A 17,753-nucleotide genomic window follows, 5' to 3' on the forward strand; every position below is an offset into this window, starting at 1 on the left:
AGCCCTTGTTTTCGCTTATTTCGCAGCCTTGATCTTCGTGACTTCTTCTGCGCTCAATTCGCCAACCGTCGTCACCTCGCCATTGGTGATCTTCCAGAGGCGGAACGGGCCGGTGATATCGCCGTACTGGTCGAAGCTCACGGGACCGATAACGCCTTCGTATTTCACGGGCTTGCCATCCTTGATAAGCTGCAGAGCCTTGGCAAACTCTTCCTTGCCGGCATGGATTGGCGTGCCGCCTTCGGCTACGACCTCAGGCATGGCGGCCTTGATGGCCGCCGCATCCGGCTTGCCGGCCTTAGCAATGGCGAGAGCGACGATCGCGCCGGCATCGTAGGAGCGATCCGCAGCCGGAGCGGACGGAGAAATGCCGCCCGAGAACGCTTCGTAGTTGCTGTTGAAATACTCGGTCGATGCCGTCGGGCTGGTGCCGGACGACGTGCCATAGGCATTTTCGAGATATTGCGCGCCGACGCTTTCGATGAAGTCCTTCGAATTCATGCCGTCGTTCAAGAGGAAAGTCTGCTTGCCGCCGCCGGAGATCCAGGCACGCGCGATCGTTGCGCCGTCAACCGGCGTGCTGACGAGATAAAGTGCATCCGGCTCGCCCGCCATTGCGGCACTTGCCTCGGAGGAATAGCTCGACTGCTTCTCGTTATAAGGCGTGGTCGAGGTGATGGTGCCGCCGAGCTTCGTGTAGGCGGTGGCGAATTCTTTCACCATGTTGACGCCGAAGTCATTGTTGACGTTGATGATGGCGATCTTCTTCAGGCCCTGATCAACAGCGTATTTGGCGGCGGCGGTGCCCTGCAAGGCATCCGACGTGATGGTGCGGAAGAACACGCCATTGGTCTTGCCCTCGCGGCCCAGCTCGGTGAGCGTCGGCGACGACGAGGCCGGCGAGACCTGCACGACGCCGGCCGGCGCGGTGACGGAGGTCAGGATCGGGATAGAGACCGACGAGATGATGCCGCCGATAATGACGGGCACCTTCTTGATGTTGACGAGCTGGGTCGCCTGATCGACGGCAACGTTGCCCTGGCTCTGGCTGTCGCGCGTATCGGCCACCACCTTGCAGCCATCGACACCACCGGCATCGTTGAAATCACGGAAAGCCATTTCGACGGACTTTGCGCCCGCCTGGCCGTATTCGCCGGCAGGGCCGGTCAGCTCCATGACGAGACCGACGGTGATGTCGCAATCGGCTGCGAACGTTGGTGCCGTGGATGCCGCGAGCGCAGCGACCATGGCGGAAAGCAGAAATGTGGTTCTCATTGTTATTCCCCTTTGTTGAGATTGTATTTCATGATGCTGCCGTGGCGGCCCTCCCGGTCCCGCTCCAGCGTATAGACGTCACCATCCAGCGGATTTGCCTGGCGTAGGATCGCCTCGATCTCCGCCAGATCGGTTACCGAAAGCTCGATATCCGCAATCGCGAGATTGGACGGCAAATGGTCACGGTTGCGGGCGCCGACGATAACAGCGGCCACGCCCCGCTTGGTCAGCATCGCAGCGCTCGCGACAGTGGCAATATCCACCTGATGGCGATCGGCAATCTTTCTCAGCGTCGACAGCAGTGCCTGGAACAGGTCCCAGCCGCCAAAATCGTCGATGATCAGCTTGTATTTGGTCAGCGACCGGTTTTCGAGCGGATGCTCCGGCTCCGGCTGGTCGAGCCAGCGATCTCCAAGGAAGCCGCCGGCAACCGTGCCATAGCAGAACAGCGCAAAATTCTTCTCGGCCGCAAGCTGCACCATGCGCTTTTCCGGGCGCCGATCGAGCAGCGAATATTGCAGCTGCAACGAAGTGAACGGCACGCCAGCACCAACGATCGCCTCGATATGGTCGGTGTCGAAATTGGTGCCGCTGATCTTGCCGATCTTGCCGGCCTGATGCAGCTCCTTCAGCCAGCCCCCCGTTTCCAGCCAACCCGGGATGTCATAGGCCCACCAGTGGAACTGGACGAGATCGAGGCAATCGAGATTGAGGCGCTTGCGCGAGGTGTCGATGACACCCTCGACATAGGCCTTGCTGATAACGGGCAGCACCGCCAGATCCGGCACGAATTTGGTGTGCACGCGGATGCGCGACAGCGCCTCAGCTCCACGCAGGTTCTTGTAGGCCAAACGGAAGCGGCCGATCAGCTCCTCGACCCCGGTGTAGATGTCGGCGCAGTCGAATGTGGTGATACCGGCATCGGCAAAGGCGATCATGTCCTCGATGGCGATGTCGGCATCGATAGCGCCATGCCCGCCTGCCAACTGCCAGCCACCGCGGATGACGCGGGAGATGTCGTAGCCGGGCGCGATGGTGATGCGTTGCATGATGTCTGGCCTATTCGTCAATCAAGGGAACCGCTGTCGTCGCGGCATGGCTGAAACGGCGGAGACCCGTGCGGGTGATCCTGAGCCGAGTGGAACAATTCGGGTCCGGGCAGGCTATATCGGCATCCGTCGTCATCCAGTCGTTGCTATCAGTCGGGCGCTGCTTGGCAGCCAAAAGCGGCAGGACGGATGACAGCGAATAAATCGAAATGCCCTGCCCCGGCGGCAGATGCAGCATCTCGCCCTGCAGCTCGAAATGATCGCCGGGCTTTGCGCCGCAATAGACGGCACCGCCTTCGGGAATGATCACATCGACGCGCAGGTCGAACAGGTCGAAACCATCGTCCACGGGATCAGCCATGGTTCGCGCCCTCCGCAGTGACATCGGGCGCCGCATCCAGCCGCCCGCGGATGAGATCGAAAGACCGGCTGATATCGTTGGACAGCGACTGCATCGCGCCTTCCGCATCGCGTCGCTCCAGGGCGTCAATCAGCGCCCAATGGTGATTTGTCGCCGCCAGTCCTCCCTGCTCGTCATGGATATGCGCCGCCTTGCGAATGATCGCGCCCGACTGCAGCCACAGGCTCTCGACGATCGGGATCAGCACCTGCGAGCGCGCGGCGTGATAAATGTGGAAATGAAAGCGCTGGTTCAGCGCCGAGGTGACATGGCCGATGTCCTTGCCATGCTGGTCGAACGCCAGATCGCAATCGACATTGATCTGCTTCAGCACCGCAAAGTCGGCGGCCGTGAGGTTCGGCAACGCCAGCGCCACCATTTGTCCCTCGATCAGGATGCGGGCGCGGGCGAGATCGTCGAGACGATCGCGAGTAATCAGCGGCACGCGTACCGACCGGTTAGGCAGGGATTCCAGCGCCTGCTCGGAGACAAGCCGTCCCAGCGCCTCGCGCACCGGCATGGTGCTGGTTTGCAGCCGATCGGCGAGATCGACGATGCGCAGAACGTCGCCGGCATCGAACATGCCATTGATCAGCGAATTGCGCAGCTGTGCATAGACGCGATCCTGCAGGGTCTCGCGGCCGACCGGCGACAGGGCGTCGTCACGATCAGGGCCGGTCTCGAAGGCTTTCCTCATCTGGACAGACATCTCACCTGCTCCGCCCCACACCGCTTTTTTGGGTTGCATTTCTCCATGCAGTAAAGTTTGATCAAACATCATCGATCAAATCAAGAGACTTCTTTCAGCCATGCCCTCTCCCGTGCCCGAAGCCACATCGAACGCTGCGCCCGCTGCCAGAGCGGTCATCGATGCGCGCGATCTGGTGAAGACGTTTGACGGCAACACTGCCGTTGCCGGCATGTCGCTCAGGCTCGCGGCTGGAGAGATGCTCGGGTTGATCGGGCCGAACGGAGCGGGCAAGACGACGCTGTTCAATTTGATCGCCGGCAGTCTCAAGCCGACATCGGGCGAAATCTGGATTGGTGGCCTGGACGTTTCGCAGGAGAGCCCGGAACGGCGCATCGGCCGCGGCGTCGGGCGGACTTTCCAGATCCCCAAACCCTTTCTCGACATGACCGTGCTCGAAAACGTTTTGGCTGGCGCGCAGGCGCAGGATGGGGAAACCCTGCTCGCAAACTTCCTGCGCCCCGGCCATGTCCGGCGGCAGGAAAAGCTGGCGATCGACAAGGCGCGCACGCTCCTGGAATTCGTAACGCTATCCGGCCTTGAAGCCCAACCCGCCAGGGTGCTTTCCGGCGGCCAGCGCAAGCTCTTGGAACTGGCGCGCATCCTGATGGCCGATCCGCAGGCGATCCTGCTCGATGAGCCGGCAGCCGGCGTCAATCCTGCGCTGCTGGAGATCATCATTGAGCGCGTTCTCTCGCTCAACGCCGAGGGCAAGTCGATCCTGCTGATCGAGCACAACATGGACATGGTCTCGCGGCTCTGCTCACGCGTCGTCGCTATGGCTCTCGGCAAGCCGCTGGCCGAAGGCACGCCTGCGGATGTCGCCTCCAATGCCGCTGTGATCGAGGCCTATCTCGGGGCCGTGGCATGACGGTTCCCGCTCTTCAGACCAAGGCGTTGGTCGCCGGATACGAGCCCGACCTGCCGATCGTGCGCGGTGTCGATCTCTCTGTCGCGCCGGGGGAGCTATTGGTGCTTCTGGGGCCGAACGGCGCCGGCAAATCAACGCTGGTCAAGGCGATCGCCGGTGTCGTGCCCGTGCATTCCGGTAGCATCTCGCTCGGCAGCCGCGAGATCACCCGCGTTGCCGCCCACCGCAAGATCGGCGAAGGCCTCGCCTTCGTGCCGCAGACGGAAAACATCTTCGCGACGCTCACCATCCACGAAAACCTTCAGCTTGCTGCCGCCGTGCTGCCGAAACCCCAGCGCGCGGAAAAGATCGCAGCGCTCTACCGGCGTTTTCCCGATCTCGCGACAAAGCCTTCGCGGCTGGCCGGCGCGCTCTCTGGCGGACAGCGCCAGATGCTGGCGGTCGCGCGCGCGCTGATTGTCGATCCACCAGTGCTCATTCTCGATGAACCTTCCGCCGGTCTATCGCCGAAAATCGTGGCGGAGGTCTTTGCGATGCTGAAGAAGATCAATGCCGGCGGCGTCACGGTCATTCTGGTCGAGCAGAACGTGAAGGCGGCGCTGGCGATTGCCAGCCGCGCCGTCATTCTGGTCGAGGGCAAGATCCGCCACGAGGGCGAAGCGTCATCGCTGCTAGGTGATCCCATCATCGCCAAGCTCTATCTCGGCGCATCACAGCCGCAAAAGGCAGAGCAGCCATGAACCTGCAATTTCTGATGGATGGCCTGATTGCCGGCGCGATGATTGGCCTCGGTGCCATCGGCGTAACATTGACCTATTCGATCCTGCGCTTTGCCAATTTCGCCCATGGCGAACTGCTCTCCTGGGGCGCTTATCTGGCGCTTGCGGTGAGCGGTGGTCTCGGCCTGCTTTCAACCACGCTGACGAAGCCCATCGGCCCGTTCTCCTTCGGCTGGTCCTTGCCGCTCGCAGCGATTGTCGCGATCATTCTGACGGGCATGCTCGCGCTCGCCGTGGACGCCGTGCTGTTCGGCCGGTTGCGGGCGCGTGGTAGCGCCGTGATCATTCTGGTGATGGCGAGCTTCGGCGCTTCACTGGCGCTGCGCAGCCTGCTCGAATTCATCTTCACCTCGAAGCCGGCTTACTACACCAAGGCGCTGCAGATCGCAGTTCAGATCGGCGGCGGCCTGCGCGCGACGCCGGATCAGCTTCTGTCGCTCGGCGTCGCGCTGGTCGCCGTCATCGCCATTCACCTGCTGATGACCCGCACCGACATCGGTCGCTCGATGCGGGCCGTCAGCGAAAATCCGGCGCTTGCGGGCATTGCCGGTGTCGATGTACGCCGGGTGATCCGCGTCGTCTGGTTCGTTGGTGCGGCACTCGCCTGTATCGCCGGCGTCATGACCGGGCTCCTTGTGCAGATCCGCCCCTATCTCGGCCACGACCTGTTGCTGCCGCTGTTTGCCGCAGCGATCCTCGGCGGCATCGGCAGCGTGCCTGGTGCAATGATCGCCGGGCTGATCGTCGGCCTGTCCGAGGCAGCCGCCGTGCAACTGGTCGGTGCGGAATGGCGCGCCGCCGTCTCCTTCGTCATCCTCGTTGCGGTTCTGCTTCTGCGCCCGCGCGGCCTGTTCGGGAGGGCGGCATGAGCCTGGACTTGATCGCCTACGCCGCCTTCTTCCTGACGATGGCGCTGACCTATGCCATCATGTGCCTCGGCCTTAACGTGCAATGGGGCCAGACTGGCCTTTTCAACGTCGGCATCGCCGCGTTCGTCGCGATCGGCGCATACGTCTCGGCCTTACTGACGACACCCGACGCTATCGACAGGGTCGGCGGCTTCGGCCTGCCGATTGCCGTGGGTTGGATCGGAGGCGCGCTTGCCGCGGGCATCGCCGCCTGGCTGGTTGGCGCACTCACCATACGGCTTCGATCAGACTATCTCGCCATCGCCACGTTCGGCGTTGCTGTCACGGTGCAGCTTTGCGTGCTTAACCTGCAACCGCTGACAGGCGGCGCCTTCGGCATCGGCTTCATTCCGCGGCCGTTCGGCAGTCTGGCGGGTGACCCGCTCGCCTTCGGCCTTTCCAATCTCGCGCTGATGTCCGCCGTCGTGCTGGCACTTTACCTCGCGCTCCAGCATCTGGCCAAAAGCCCGTGGGGCCGCGTGCTCCGGGCGATCCGCGAGGACGAGACGGCGGCGCAGGCGCTCGGCAAGCGACCGATCCGTTTCCGGCTGCAAGCCTTTACCATTGGCGGCGCTGTCATGGGGCTTGCCGGTGCCGCGCAAGGCCATTTCATCGGCTTCATCGCACCTGATAACTATCTGCCGATCCTGACCTTCCAGGTCTGGGCCATGCTGATCGTCGGTGGGTCCGGCAACAATCGCGGTGCGATCCTCGGCGCAGTGCTCGTCTGGGGCCTCTGGGCGCTGTCGGCCGCCGCCGTCTCTGCTTTCGTGCCGCCGGAGCAGCAGGCACGCGCTGCATCCCTGCAGATTGTTATGATCGGGGTCGGCCTGTGCCTGATCCTCCTCCTGCGCCCCCGCGGCATTCTCGGCGCTTCGAATGCGCTGGCATCGCTCACGCGCAAGCGCACACAGAAATCCAAGGAATAAAAACCATGTCGCAAGTTCCGGATCGCATCGCGCTCACAGAAGACCTCTCGATCAGCCGGATTGTCTGCGGCCTGTGGCAAGTCGCAGACATCGAGAAGGGCGGCACGACCATCGATCCCGAAAAGGGCGCCGATGCGCTGCAGGCCTATGCCCGCGACGGCTTCGATACATTCGACATGGCCGATCACTACGGCTCGGCCGAGCTGATCACCGGCCGGTTGCTGGCGCGTTATGAAGGCGGCAATCGACCGGTCGCCTTCACCAAATGGTGCCCCGAGCCCGGTCCGATGACCACGGATGTGGTACGTCGCGGCGTCGAGGAACGTCTTAAACGGCTTGGCGTGAACAAGGTCGATCTGCTTCAGTTCCATTGGTGGAGCTTCGAGCATCCCGGCTGGCTCGACGCCCTGCACCAGATGCAGCGCCTGCGCGAGGAAGGCCTGATTGGTGCGCTCGGGCTTACCAATTTCGACGCCGGGCATCTGGCACTGGCGCTGGCAGATGGCATCGAAATCACCACCAATCAGGTTTCGTTCTCGCTGGTCGATCGCCGGGCAGCCGGAGGCTTGTCGGATCTTTGTGCCAAAAGTGGCGTCAAGCTGCTGGCCTATGGCACGCTCTGTGGTGGCTTTCTCTCGGAAAAATGGCTCGGCCAACCGGAGCCCGCTGAAATCGCCGATTGGAGCCGCTCGAAATACAAGCGCTTCATCGATACCGCGGGCGGCTGGGAGGCGTTTCAGGACATTCTGCGTGCGGCCGGCAACATTGCGGCAAAGCATCAGGTCTCGATCTCGAACGTCGCCAGCCGCTGGGTTCTCGAGCACCCCTCCGTTGCCGCAACCATCGTTGGTGCGCGCATCGGCGAAAACGAACATCGCAACGACAATCTCAAGGTGTTTTCCTTCACCCTTGATAGCGATGACCACGCGGCGCTCGACGCCGCCTTTTCAGCGACACAACCCATTCCGGGCGATTGCGGCGACGAATACCGCAAGCCGCCTTTCCTGACGGCCTCAGGTGATCTCAGCCACCATCTGGACGCAATTCCGTCGATCTATACCGCTGTCGCTGTGCCCGGCAGACCGGGCCGTTCACGCGTTTCATCCGGCAGCATCTGGGAGCCCATCGCCGGTTACAGCCGTGCGGTCAGGATCGGCAACCGCATCCTCGTTTCCGGCACCACCGCGACCCATGGCACGGACCGTTGCGTCGCTCCCAGTGATGCCGGGGCACAGGCAACCTACATCCTCGACAAGATTGCCGCGTCCATCTCCGCGCTCGGCGGCAGCATGGAAGATGTTATCCGCACTCGCATCTATCTGCGCGACGCCAACCGGTGGGAGCCTGTTTCACGCGCCCACGGCCGCGCCTTCTCGTCCGTGCTGCCGGCCAATACGCTGATCGAGGCCGGAAACCTGATTGGGGACTACGAGGTCGAGATCGAGGCGGAAGCACTCTGCGATTGAGCGGGAACATCGCTGCCGCAACCCCAGAACACCAACAGGTGTGGCGACGTTCTCAGGCCCGCGTCAGTTACACTATATCCGCGCTTACGGAATCAAGTCTTTCTCAACTGCCTTGTGTACCACACAATGATCAGCGAGAGGCTCACGAAGAGGGCCGCGGCGAGGATAACCGAGGCCACCGCAAGTCTGGGCGTGCCGGCCGAGCGAAGGCTTAGCCACATCAATACCGGCAACGTTTGCGTGTCGCGCGTCGTCAGGAACAGAGCCATGACGAATTCGTTGAGCGAGATCACGAAGGCAAACAGCGCCGAGGAGATGATGCCGGTCGAGACGGACGGCAGGACGATTTCGAAGAACGTCTGAAAGGGCCGCCCTCCCAGATCATACGACGCTTCGACAATGCGATGGTCAACGGTGCGGAACGTGGCTTCCATCAGCATGAAGACCAGCGGCATCGCCCAGAGCGAATGCGCAAGGATGACCAGCATACGTGAGCCATAGATATCGACACCGAACATCGATACGTCTCCGAAGGCCATCGCGACGCCGAGCCCGAGCACGACGCCCGGCATGAAGAGCGGCAGCATGATCAGCAGGTAGACGAGCGGCTTGAAGGCGAAGGTGAAGCGTTCGAAGGCCCACGCGGCGAGTACGCCGGATACGGTCGAGATGAGCGTGGTGCCGAGCGCGATTATGACGCTGCTCTTCAGTGCATCGACCCATTGGGGACTGTTGAAGAAATCCGCGTACCAACGGAGCGACCATGCCTTGATCGGAAACCGGATCACCGCAGCATCGTTGAAGGACATGACCAGCGTCACGACCACCGGGATCGCGATATAGGCGATGATGAAAAGGGTGAAGGTGAGCGTCAGGATGCGCAACACGACGGCATCCATCCTCGCTCGTGCGATCGGAGCAACGTGGATATCTCGGGTCGGAACAATCGAGGTGTCAGCCATTGAGCACCGTCCGTTTCGACGACAGCAGGCGGATGATCATCATGACCACGGCTACCCCCAGCGTCAGCACCATCGAGAATGCGGCAGCGCGAGGCCAGTTGTGCTTGCCCAGCATCTGTTCCTGGATCAAGTAGCCGATGGTCCAGAGCGTGTCGGGACCGAGTGCAGACGGCGTCGCATAGGTGCCGACCGCCCAGATGAAGGATTGGGCGAAGGAGGCTGCGATACCGCCCTTGGTCAACGGCAACAGCACTTCGTAGAAGGTTCGCACAGGCGCCGCGCCCAGATCGGCGCTCGCCTCAAGAACCTTTTTGTCGACCCCGTCGAAGATTGACAGCAGGATGAAGAAGCAGAATGGCAAGGTGACATAGGTGAGGCCGACAAACGCGGCGAACTCGGTGTACATCAGGCTGATCTTGTCCGTGATCAGGCCAGAAGAGACGAGTGCGTAGCTCAGCAGGCCGTTCTTCGGGAAAAACATCCACCAGCCGAAGATGATCGAGATCTCCGAAATCAGCAGCGGGCAAAGCGCGAGTGCGATAAAGGCCAGCCGCCAGCGTTTCGGTTTCAGCCAGACCAGCATGGCGAAGACATAGCCGATAATGACGGTGACGATAGATGAGATCAGCGCCAGCCGCATCGTCGTCCAGAGCGCGGCGCTGAAGGTCGGGTCGGTCAGCATGGCCGCGTAGTTGTCCAGAGTGAACCCCGGCACAAAGAAACGCTGGTCGATATGCTCGTTGAAGCTCATCCGTCCCATGAAGGCGATCGGCAGGCCGAAGAAGGCGATGGCGATCAGCAGAGCCGGCGACATCAAAAGCCACGGTGTCAACCGCACGCGCCAGTTCGGTTTTCGCCGCATGGCGATGTTATCGGCTGCGGCGCTCATTGATAGACCATCATGTCTACAGTCTGCCAGCCGATGTCGACGAAATCGCCCGGTCGATGCGCGATCGCACCGGGATGATCGGCAAACAGCTCCAGCTTGCCGGCCTTGAAATGGTAACGATGAACGTCGCCAAGGAACTCTGTGAAGTCGAGCCGCGCCCTGAGGCCGTTCTGCATGTCGGTGCGGCCAAGATACAAGCGGCTCGGCCTGACATAGAGGCGCCATGAACCTTCGCTGAGGGGCGTTGAAAGGCGCAGGTCAAGCGGCGTGCCATCGCTGTCGGCGGCAGTGCCCGCCGAAACCTGCGCCCGAAGGCAGCAACTCTCGCCGATGAAGGTGTAGACGAATTCGCTGGAGGGCTCGCCGAACACCTTTTCCGGACGGTCGATTTGCTCGATACGACCGCTGCGCATCACGGCAACCCGGCTCGACATCGCCATTGCCTCGCCCTGGTCGTGGGTAACGTAAATCGCGCTGAAGCCGATCTCGTCATGCAGTCTTTTGATTTCGGCCCGCAATTGCAGCCGAAGCGACAGGTCCAGCGCCGACAGCGGCTCGTCGAACAGCAGGATAGCCGGACGGACCACCATCGAGCGGGCGAGCGCGACACGCTGTTTCTGTCCGCCGGACAATTGCGCCGGATAGCGTTCCTCGTAGCCGGAAAGGCGGACCACATCGAGCGCTTGCCTAACGCGCGAAGAGATATCGGCCTTTGAGACACCCCGCATGCGCAGGCCGTAGGCAACGTTTTCGGCCACGGTCTTGTGCGGAAAAAGCGCACCCGTCTGAAAGATCGTCGTCGTGTCCCGCTGATAGGCCGGCAGGTGATCAACCCGGCTGCCATTGATGCGGATCGCACCGGCATCGGGCTGCTCGAAACCGCCGATCAGCCTGAGCGTGGAGGTTTTTCCCGAACCCGAAGGCCCAAGGAGGGTGACGAACTCGCCACGCCTTACATCAATGGAAACATCATCGACGGCCACGACGCCACCAAAGGCGCGCCGGATGCCATCAAGTTCCAGTGCATTCATGCTTGCCAAGACAATCAACTCCGCATCGAAAAGCGCGAAGCGCCGCCGCGGGCGCTTCGCGAGAGGGCAGGATCAGCCCTCGGTCGTCCTGGTGATAGTTTCCTTCATGCGGACGCTATAGGCATCCCAGTTGGGGCCAAACTTGTCCCAGCCATCGATGCCGAAGAGCTTGTAGGTATTGCGCAGCGCCTGCTCGTCGCGCGGATAGCTCTGCCAGTGCGGCGGCGGTTCAAGGCCCCGGAGCGACATGAAATCCGTCGAGGCATTGAGGAAGCTCTGCTGCGTTTCCTTCTCGAGCAGGTAGCTCATGAACAGGTCGCTCAGTTCGGAATGCTTGGTACCGCGAACCTTCATGAACCAGTTGGTGTAGGAAGCCGTGCCTTCGTCAGGGATCGCAGCCTCGAAATCGTCGCCGTATTCCTTGATGAAACCAAAGGCGTCGGCGGAATACATCATCGCCACCGTCGCCTCTTCTTGCGTCATGAGATTGGTCAGCTCCGCGCCGTCCTTGTACCACTTGGCGACCTTGAGCTTGTCGAGTTCCTTGAACAGAAGCTCGGCTTCGGCCGGCGTGCCGAACACTTCGTCAATGCCGGGCTTGGCCTGCGAGAGCAATGCGGGAATGCAGAGATCCCAGTAGAATGCGGAGGCGTCGAGGGTCGTCTTGCCTATGGCCTTCTCGTCCCAGAAACCCTTCCAGCTGTTGGGCTTGAGCCCACTCGACTTGGCCGTCAGCATCCAAAGCGAACCCGTACCGAATGGTACGCCGTAGTCCTTAGCTGCGCCGCGATTCTCGTCGAACCAGGGATAGATGTTGGCATTTCCGGGAAACTTCGATCGATCTATCTTGGTGAAGACGTTCTGCGCCATGCCGGTCGTGGTCGTGTATTCGTCGGCAATGGTGATGTCGAAGGGCGGATTGTCGGCGGGTGCGGCGACGATCTGCGCAATCATCTGGTCCCAGCCACCGACGGTCTCGACCTTGGTGCCGTATTTTTCGTTGAACGATTTGACCACCGTATCGCGGAAGCTGAGTTCGTGATTGCCCGACCAGGACACCGCGATCAGCTCTTCGCCGGCAAAGGATGTCTGGGCCGAGGCGATGCCGGCACGTCCGAGGATGGCCGGCGCACCGATGACCGCGGCCGCCCCGAGCGCCAGCTTCATTGCATCGCGGCGGTTGATGCCGTTTTGGAAGTCGTCGAATGCCATAAAATTCCCTCCAGTTTGTTCAAGAGAGGCTGCCGACGTTCTGCCGGTCCGGCCTCGTTCACCCATGTATTTTCTCGAATTTCCTCATTGCGGTATCTGAGCAATGGTCGTTCCTGTCGGCTTACAGCGCTGCTCCGACCTTCAATCCTTCGTAGACCGCCTCCTCCGCGGTCCGGGGCGCCATGCTGTCGCCGATGACATGCAATTCCGGCACGCTGCCTGCCATTATCGTGCTCAACTCGTCCACCGGCTCGTGCCCGAGACAGAGCACCAGCGTGTCAATGTTTTCAAACAACACGGGCTGCTCGCTTACGGTGTGCTGCATGTAGACCGTGCCGCCATCGCAGCCGTAGAGCCGGGTATAGGGCGTGACGCGGACGCCGATCTTGTGCAGCTCGCCGGCAATATTATCGCGGACATAGAGCGGCAGCAGTTCGCCGGGATGCGTGCCGTTGACGGCGAGATCGACGCTGCAGCCCTCATTGACCAGCCGTTCGGCAATGCCCGGACCGATCCAGTCACAGCGCCAGTCGGCAACGACCACGCGACTGCCGGTCTTCACCTGGTTCTTCAGAACCTGCCAGGCATTGACGACCTGTACGCTGCCGTCGTCAGTGAGTTCCGGCAGATAGGGTTTGGCGCCCGTCGCCAGGATCACGGCATCAGGCTTTTCCGCGGCAACCAGCGCCTGATCCACCCTGGTATTCTTCACGACACGCACCTGCGCCAGCTCAAGCTCTCGGGAGAGATTGGTGACGATGCCACCGAACTCGGCACGACGGGGGAGTTGCTGGGCGAGCAGCGCCTGCCCGCCAAGCTGGGCGGAGGCTTCATAGAGCGTGACCTGATGGCCGCGCGCGGCAGCGATCGCCGCAGCCTTCATGCCCGCCGGCCCACCCCCGACCACCATGACCTTCTTCGGGCGGGCTGCCGGGTTGAGCTTACCGAATTTCAATTCGCGGCCAGTCTCGGGATGCTGGATGCATGAGATCGGCACGCCGCGATGAAAATGGCCGATACAGGCCTGGTTGCAGGCAATACAGGCGCGGATATCGTCGGTCCGGCCTTGCTCGGCTTTCGCGGGCATTTCGGGATCGCAGATCAGCGCGCGGGTCATCCCGCAGACATCGACCGAACCCTCGGCCAGCACCGCTTCAGCCTCCTGTGGCTGGTTGATACGGCCTGCCACGAAGACCGGGATACCGAGCGCCTTGCGGAACCGCGCCGCGTCGCTGGCGAGATAGGCGTTGCGATAGGCCATCGGCGGGACGATATGCACGGCACCACCGAGCGACGCGGACGTGCCGGCCGTGACGTTGACGTAGTCCAGCAAGGGTTCCAGCCGACGACAGCTTTCCAGCGCCTCGTCCACGGCGAGACCATGCTCGTCGCGCTCGCCGCTGCTGATGCGCATGCCGATGACGAAATCGTCCGAGGTTGCCGCCCGCATCGCCTCAAGCGCTTCGACAGCGAAGCGAAGCCGGTTTTCCAGAGAGCCGCCGTATTCGTCGGTGCGGCGGTTGACGCGCGGGTTGAAGAACTGCGCGGGAAGGTAACCGTGGCTGGCAACGAATTCCACGCCATCCAGCCCGGCTCGGTGCATCCGTCGCGCCGCCTCGCCGTAACCGGCAACGATCTCGTCAATCATGCGCTTGTCCAGCTGGCGCGGCATGACGCGAAAACGTTCGTTTGGCGACACCGAAGGGGCATAGGCCACCGTCAGCAGACCATCGCCGCCTTCCATGATCTCGCGACCGGGATGGAAGAGCTGCGAGAAGATCCGACAGTCATGCGCATGACAGATATCCGCCAGCTTGCGGTAGCCTTCGATGCAATCGTCTTCCGTCGCCATCAGCATGTGCGAGGTATAACGCGCCGTCTCGTGGACACCCGCAACCTGGCTGATGATCAGCCCGGCACCACCCCGCGCACGGGCTTCGTGGTAGGCAAGCAAAGCCTCGTTGACCAGGCCATCCGTCGGCAAGGTCGTATCGTGGCCAGTGGACATGATGCGGTTCTTGAGCCGCGCACCACGAATCTGCAGGGGTTGAAACAGGTGCGGAAATGCGGAAGTCGTCATGGAAGTTGAAAGCGCCTCTGGTCTAACGTTCGAATAGATCAGGCCTTGATCGTGCGGGTGCGCCAATCGACGGGATCGAGCGCATAGAACACGGTCGCTCCCTCGCCTTCGTAGGCAAGTTCAGTGCCCTTCGGCACCCAGAGGACATCGCCCGGCACGGTGTCGAACACCTCTTCGCCGACGCGCAGCCGGAACCTGCCTTCGAGCGTGACAATCAGCTCGTCGTAGAGAACGGTCCAGGCGATGGAACAGGCGTCGAAGCGAGCGATACCGGCACCCATGGTCGTGCTCAGCTCCGGACCGACCAGCCGCGAAATGGTCGCGCGTCGGGGATCATCCCCATAGGGCTCGAAGACCCGTTCCGACCGCTTGAAATGGACAACCTCAACCATTTGCCTCTCCTCTTCCAATCAGCAAACTGCAAATCTCATATTTTGTCCATAGTAAAAAAATTACATATTTTTTTACTATGGACAAAATATTCCGCCATAAATGACAATCAGGTATAAATCAGGAGGCATCAACCCGGCGCGGAAGAATATGGCGATTGGCGTCGGGCATGGTTCACCCAAGTGGATGTTCGCATCTTGCGGCACGGGCGCGGATCGGCAACAAGAGCGACAAGCACATTTGGCCCAATCGGGGTGTTCGCCGCCACGCGGCCCATCCAACCAGGAGCAAGCATGGCGTCTGAGGGCAATCTTGAAACTGAAGCGGGCAGCGCGGTCGAGGATCCAGTCCTTGGTGAGCGCATTCGTGGCCTGCGCAAGCGGCGCGGGATGACGCTTTCTCAACTGGCGGAGACTTGCGAACTCTCAACGGGCTACATCAGCCAGATCGAGCGCAACCTTGCATATCCGTCGATCCCGGCCCTTGTGAAGATCGCCCGAGGCCTTGGTGTCACCGTGCAATGGTTCTTTGCCGGCGCCTCGCCGGTTGCGCAGGAGGAACACGGCTACGTGGTGCGCAGCGGCAATCGCCTGAAGATCCAGTACGAGCACGGCATCATCGACGAACTGGTTACGCCGAAGATGAGCCTTCAGGTGGAGATGATCTACACGCGCCTGCCACCGGGCACCGAAAGCGCCGAAAGCTACGCAAACGCAGCCGACGGCGTGGGTTTCGTCATCTCGGGCGAACTCGAAATGTGGGTCGGCGAGCGCCATTTCCATCTCCATGAGGGAGACAGTTGCTCATACTCCTCCGGCGAGCCGCACCGGTATCGCAACTCCGGCGCGCGAGAAGCAATCGTGATGTGGGCGATAAGTCCTCCGAGCTTTTAACGAAACGCCCGGCGCCGCAACAGTGGACCTCCGATAGTTTTCGAATATCCTGAATCCGGAAACAGCTCATACTTGTCGCCGCGCCGGATAACCGTACCACGCAGAGGCTGTGCCCTAGAGTTTGTCAGGGAAAAGTGGGAAGCGATTTTCCCGAAAAGACAAACGAAAACAAAAGAATCTAGAGGATGTCTGGTTCAATCCGAACCAGACATCCTCTGCGCGAATACCTTGCTCTACTGAAGCTGCGGCCTCTTCAGGAAGCTGTCTCGATCGGCGGATTTGACCCGGAGCCAGGTCTCGCGGCCCTCGCGCAGTACTCGTAATGGTATCTCCGCACCGGCCGCTCCGCTTTTCCAGACATGCCGATAGAAATCGGCCAGCCCGGAAATCTCTTCGTCACGAACTTCCGAAATGATGTCCCCGCCCTTCATTCCTGCCTTCGCTGCAGGGCCGTCAGGCGCCACACTCACCACAACGACGTCGCCATTGCTTTCTGCGGTAATCGCTCCCAGCCAAGGGCGCGGGGGCTTGTCCACTTTTCCACGGGTGAGCAAATCGTCGAGGATTGGGCGCAGCAGGTTGATGGGGACCACCATATTGATGTCGGACGTATCCGCCCCTCGGCTCATCTCAAGTTTCAGAGAACCGACGCCCAGGAGCATGCCGTTCTGATCGACGAAGGCTGCTCCGCCCCACGACGGATGCGCAGGCGCGGTAAAGAGTGCTTCATCGAGAAGGTATTCCCAATATCCCGCGAATTCCTGCTTGGCGACGATCATCGCCTCGGTGGTTTGTCCATGGCCGTCAGCAGCAAGAACCGGATCACCAAGCTTTACCTTCGCACTGTCACCAAGAACCAGTGCCGGGCAATCCAGCGGACCAAGCGCCTGGATGAGGCCGAACCCCGTTTCCTGGTCATATGCGAGAGCATGCCCCGGCACGACCCGCCCGCCTGTGGCCGTCAGCCACACTTCCTCAGCCTCTGTTATCAGATACCCAATCGTCAGCACGAGCCCGTCCTCGCGGATCACGATGCCGCTACCTTCTCGAAGAGTGCCGAGAGCCGGAGCTGTGAATGCACCATCGGGAATGGCCGTACGCACCCCCACGACTGACCTCAAAATTCTGGCTTTATCCATGTTATCATTCCTGACGCAGGCTCCTAAAGTATAGAGGTATGCACGGAGGCGAGCTGTCGCAAGTGCACGATCTGGTCGCCCTACCCGATGCGCCCAGCACTGCTGAGTGATATTGACCTATATGGGAGAAATGCGTGCGCAAGTCAGGTGCATCGGTTGCATAGCCGAATGATGCCAACACATGACGGTCTTCACGTCTTTGCGGACGGTTCTTTCGAACCGAATTCGGGATATGGCGGGTGGGCGTTCGCCGCATATCGCGATGGTGAAGAGATCGCTTCAGTTTTCGGCGGAGGCGCGAATTCCGCAAACAACGAGATGGAGGTGTCCGCCGTGCTTAAGGCAGTCTCATGGATCAACACTCACGCGCGCGCAGAAGATGCCGTGGTCTGGTCCGATTCCGTCTACGCGGTTACAGGCAGCAATCAATGGCGGCATATATGGAAAAACAACGGCTGGAAAAAGATCGTTGCAAACAAGAATAAGCGCGGTCGAACTGTTCCCTTTGTCAAGCTCTGGCAGGAACTTGATTTTCAGCTCCTACAAAATCCAAAGGTATCGGTTGCATGGTGCAAGGGCCATGTAGGAATTCCCGGCAATGAAAAGGCGGACGAACTTGCAGATTGCGGCAGCATGTTAGCCGCACGGTCGAAAGCCGCGACGAGGTGACCGTGTCATCAACTATTCTGCAGACAGGCGACCTTGTTTGGTTTCACCCCACCTGGACCATGA

General features: G+C 61.0%; 18 protein-coding genes. 7 read left to right on the forward strand and 11 right to left on the reverse strand.

Annotated features, from left to right (window positions below; translation table 11 throughout):
• Window positions 1-15 precede the first annotated feature (15 nt).
• The 4 genes from QO002_RS24970 to QO002_RS24985 are packed head-to-tail and all read right to left on the reverse strand — an operon-like array spanning window position 16 to window position 3,433.
• Window positions 16-1,248: an ABC transporter substrate-binding protein gene (locus QO002_RS24970; RefSeq protein WP_307235087.1), complete on the reverse strand. Its 1,233-nt coding sequence runs from the start codon at window positions 1,246-1,248 to the stop codon at window positions 16-18.
• Between the two features lie 29 nt (window positions 1,249-1,277).
• Window positions 1,278-2,324, reverse strand: coding sequence for an aldo/keto reductase (locus QO002_RS24975; protein WP_307234939.1), 1,047 nt, complete (start codon window positions 2,322-2,324; stop codon window positions 1,278-1,280).
• A 10-nt stretch (window positions 2,325-2,334) separates the two neighbouring features.
• Window positions 2,335-2,685: a TIGR04076 family protein gene (locus QO002_RS24980; protein WP_307234941.1), complete on the reverse strand. Its 351-nt coding sequence runs from the start codon at window positions 2,683-2,685 to the stop codon at window positions 2,335-2,337.
• Window positions 2,678-3,433 carry a GntR family transcriptional regulator gene (locus QO002_RS24985; protein WP_307234943.1) on the reverse strand — a complete coding sequence of 252 codons (756 nt, stop codon included), beginning with the start codon at window positions 3,431-3,433 and terminating at the stop codon, window positions 2,678-2,680. Before QO002_RS24985 ends, QO002_RS24980 begins: the two co-directional genes overlap by 8 nt.
• Before the next feature lie 100 nt (window positions 3,434-3,533).
• On the opposite strand from QO002_RS24985, the gene QO002_RS24990 reads away from it, so the two are divergent.
• Genes QO002_RS24990 through QO002_RS25010 form a run of 5 tightly spaced genes read left to right on the forward strand, consistent with a single transcriptional unit; the run spans window position 3,534 to window position 8,425 of the window.
• A complete protein-coding gene (locus QO002_RS24990) occupies window positions 3,534-4,343 on the forward strand; it encodes an ABC transporter ATP-binding protein (protein ID WP_307234946.1) in 810 nt (269 codons plus the stop codon).
• A complete protein-coding gene (locus tag QO002_RS24995) occupies window positions 4,340-5,083 on the forward strand; it encodes an ABC transporter ATP-binding protein (protein ID WP_307234948.1) in 744 nt (247 codons plus the stop codon). The genes QO002_RS24990 and QO002_RS24995 overlap by 4 nt, the downstream gene beginning before the upstream one ends.
• Complete coding sequence (locus QO002_RS25000) at window positions 5,080-5,991, forward strand: branched-chain amino acid ABC transporter permease (RefSeq protein WP_307234950.1); 912 nt, start codon at window positions 5,080-5,082, stop codon at window positions 5,989-5,991. The genes QO002_RS24995 and QO002_RS25000 overlap by 4 nt, the downstream gene beginning before the upstream one ends.
• A complete protein-coding gene (locus tag QO002_RS25005) occupies window positions 5,988-6,959 on the forward strand; it encodes a branched-chain amino acid ABC transporter permease (protein ID WP_307234952.1) in 972 nt (323 codons plus the stop codon). The genes QO002_RS25000 and QO002_RS25005 overlap by 4 nt, the downstream gene beginning before the upstream one ends.
• Window positions 6,960-6,964: 5 nt before the next feature.
• Entirely contained in the window at window positions 6,965-8,425 is a 1,461-nt protein-coding gene (locus tag QO002_RS25010) for an aldo/keto reductase (RefSeq protein ID WP_307234954.1), read from the forward strand.
• A gap of 92 nt (window positions 8,426-8,517) precedes the next feature.
• On the opposite strand, the gene QO002_RS25015 is transcribed toward QO002_RS25010, so the two are convergent.
• From QO002_RS25015 to QO002_RS25040, 6 genes are all read right to left on the reverse strand, one after another.
• On the reverse strand, window positions 8,518-9,387 hold the full coding sequence (locus QO002_RS25015; protein ID WP_307234956.1) for an ABC transporter permease: 870 nt from the start codon (window positions 9,385-9,387) through the stop codon (window positions 8,518-8,520).
• The gene (locus QO002_RS25020) at window positions 9,380-10,276 is read right to left on the reverse strand and encodes an ABC transporter permease (RefSeq protein WP_307234958.1); all 897 of its coding nucleotides are present in this window, start codon (window positions 10,274-10,276) and stop codon (window positions 9,380-9,382) included. Before QO002_RS25020 ends, QO002_RS25015 begins: the two co-directional genes overlap by 8 nt.
• Window positions 10,273-11,307 (reverse strand): ABC transporter ATP-binding protein, encoded by a 1,035-nt coding sequence (locus QO002_RS25025; protein WP_307235089.1) that lies wholly within the window; start codon window positions 11,305-11,307, stop codon window positions 10,273-10,275. Before QO002_RS25025 ends, QO002_RS25020 begins: the two co-directional genes overlap by 4 nt.
• A 72-nt stretch (window positions 11,308-11,379) precedes the next feature.
• On the reverse strand, window positions 11,380-12,519 hold the full coding sequence (locus QO002_RS25030; RefSeq protein ID WP_307234960.1) for an ABC transporter substrate-binding protein: 1,140 nt from the start codon (window positions 12,517-12,519) through the stop codon (window positions 11,380-11,382).
• 121 nt (window positions 12,520-12,640) lie between these two features.
• Window positions 12,641-14,599: an oxidoreductase gene (locus QO002_RS25035; protein ID WP_307234962.1), complete on the reverse strand. Its 1,959-nt coding sequence runs from the start codon at window positions 14,597-14,599 to the stop codon at window positions 12,641-12,643.
• A 38-nt stretch (window positions 14,600-14,637) separates the two neighbouring features.
• Entirely contained in the window at window positions 14,638-14,991 is a 354-nt protein-coding gene (locus tag QO002_RS25040; RefSeq protein WP_307234964.1) for a EutQ-related cupin domain-containing protein, read from the reverse strand.
• Between the two features lie 291 nt (window positions 14,992-15,282).
• On the opposite strand from QO002_RS25040, the gene QO002_RS25045 reads away from it, so the two are divergent.
• A complete protein-coding gene (locus QO002_RS25045) occupies window positions 15,283-15,882 on the forward strand; it encodes a helix-turn-helix domain-containing protein (RefSeq protein WP_307234966.1) in 600 nt (199 codons plus the stop codon).
• Window positions 15,883-16,115: 233 nt separating this feature from the next.
• On the opposite strand, the gene QO002_RS25050 is transcribed toward QO002_RS25045, so the two are convergent.
• Complete coding sequence (locus tag QO002_RS25050) at window positions 16,116-17,021, reverse strand: S1C family serine protease (protein WP_307234968.1); 906 nt, start codon at window positions 17,019-17,021, stop codon at window positions 16,116-16,118.
• Window positions 17,022-17,189: 168 nt separating this feature from the next.
• Here QO002_RS25050 and QO002_RS25055 point away from each other — a divergent pair, with 168 nt between their 5' ends.
• The gene (locus tag QO002_RS25055; protein ID WP_307234970.1) at window positions 17,190-17,690 is read left to right on the forward strand and encodes a ribonuclease H family protein; all 501 of its coding nucleotides are present in this window, start codon (window positions 17,190-17,192) and stop codon (window positions 17,688-17,690) included.
• Window positions 17,691-17,753 lie beyond the last annotated feature (63 nt).

Origin of the sequence: Pararhizobium capsulatum DSM 1112, from assembly GCF_030814475.1 — a bacterium.
GTDB classification, from domain to species: Bacteria; Pseudomonadota; Alphaproteobacteria; order Rhizobiales; family Rhizobiaceae; genus Pararhizobium; species Pararhizobium capsulatum.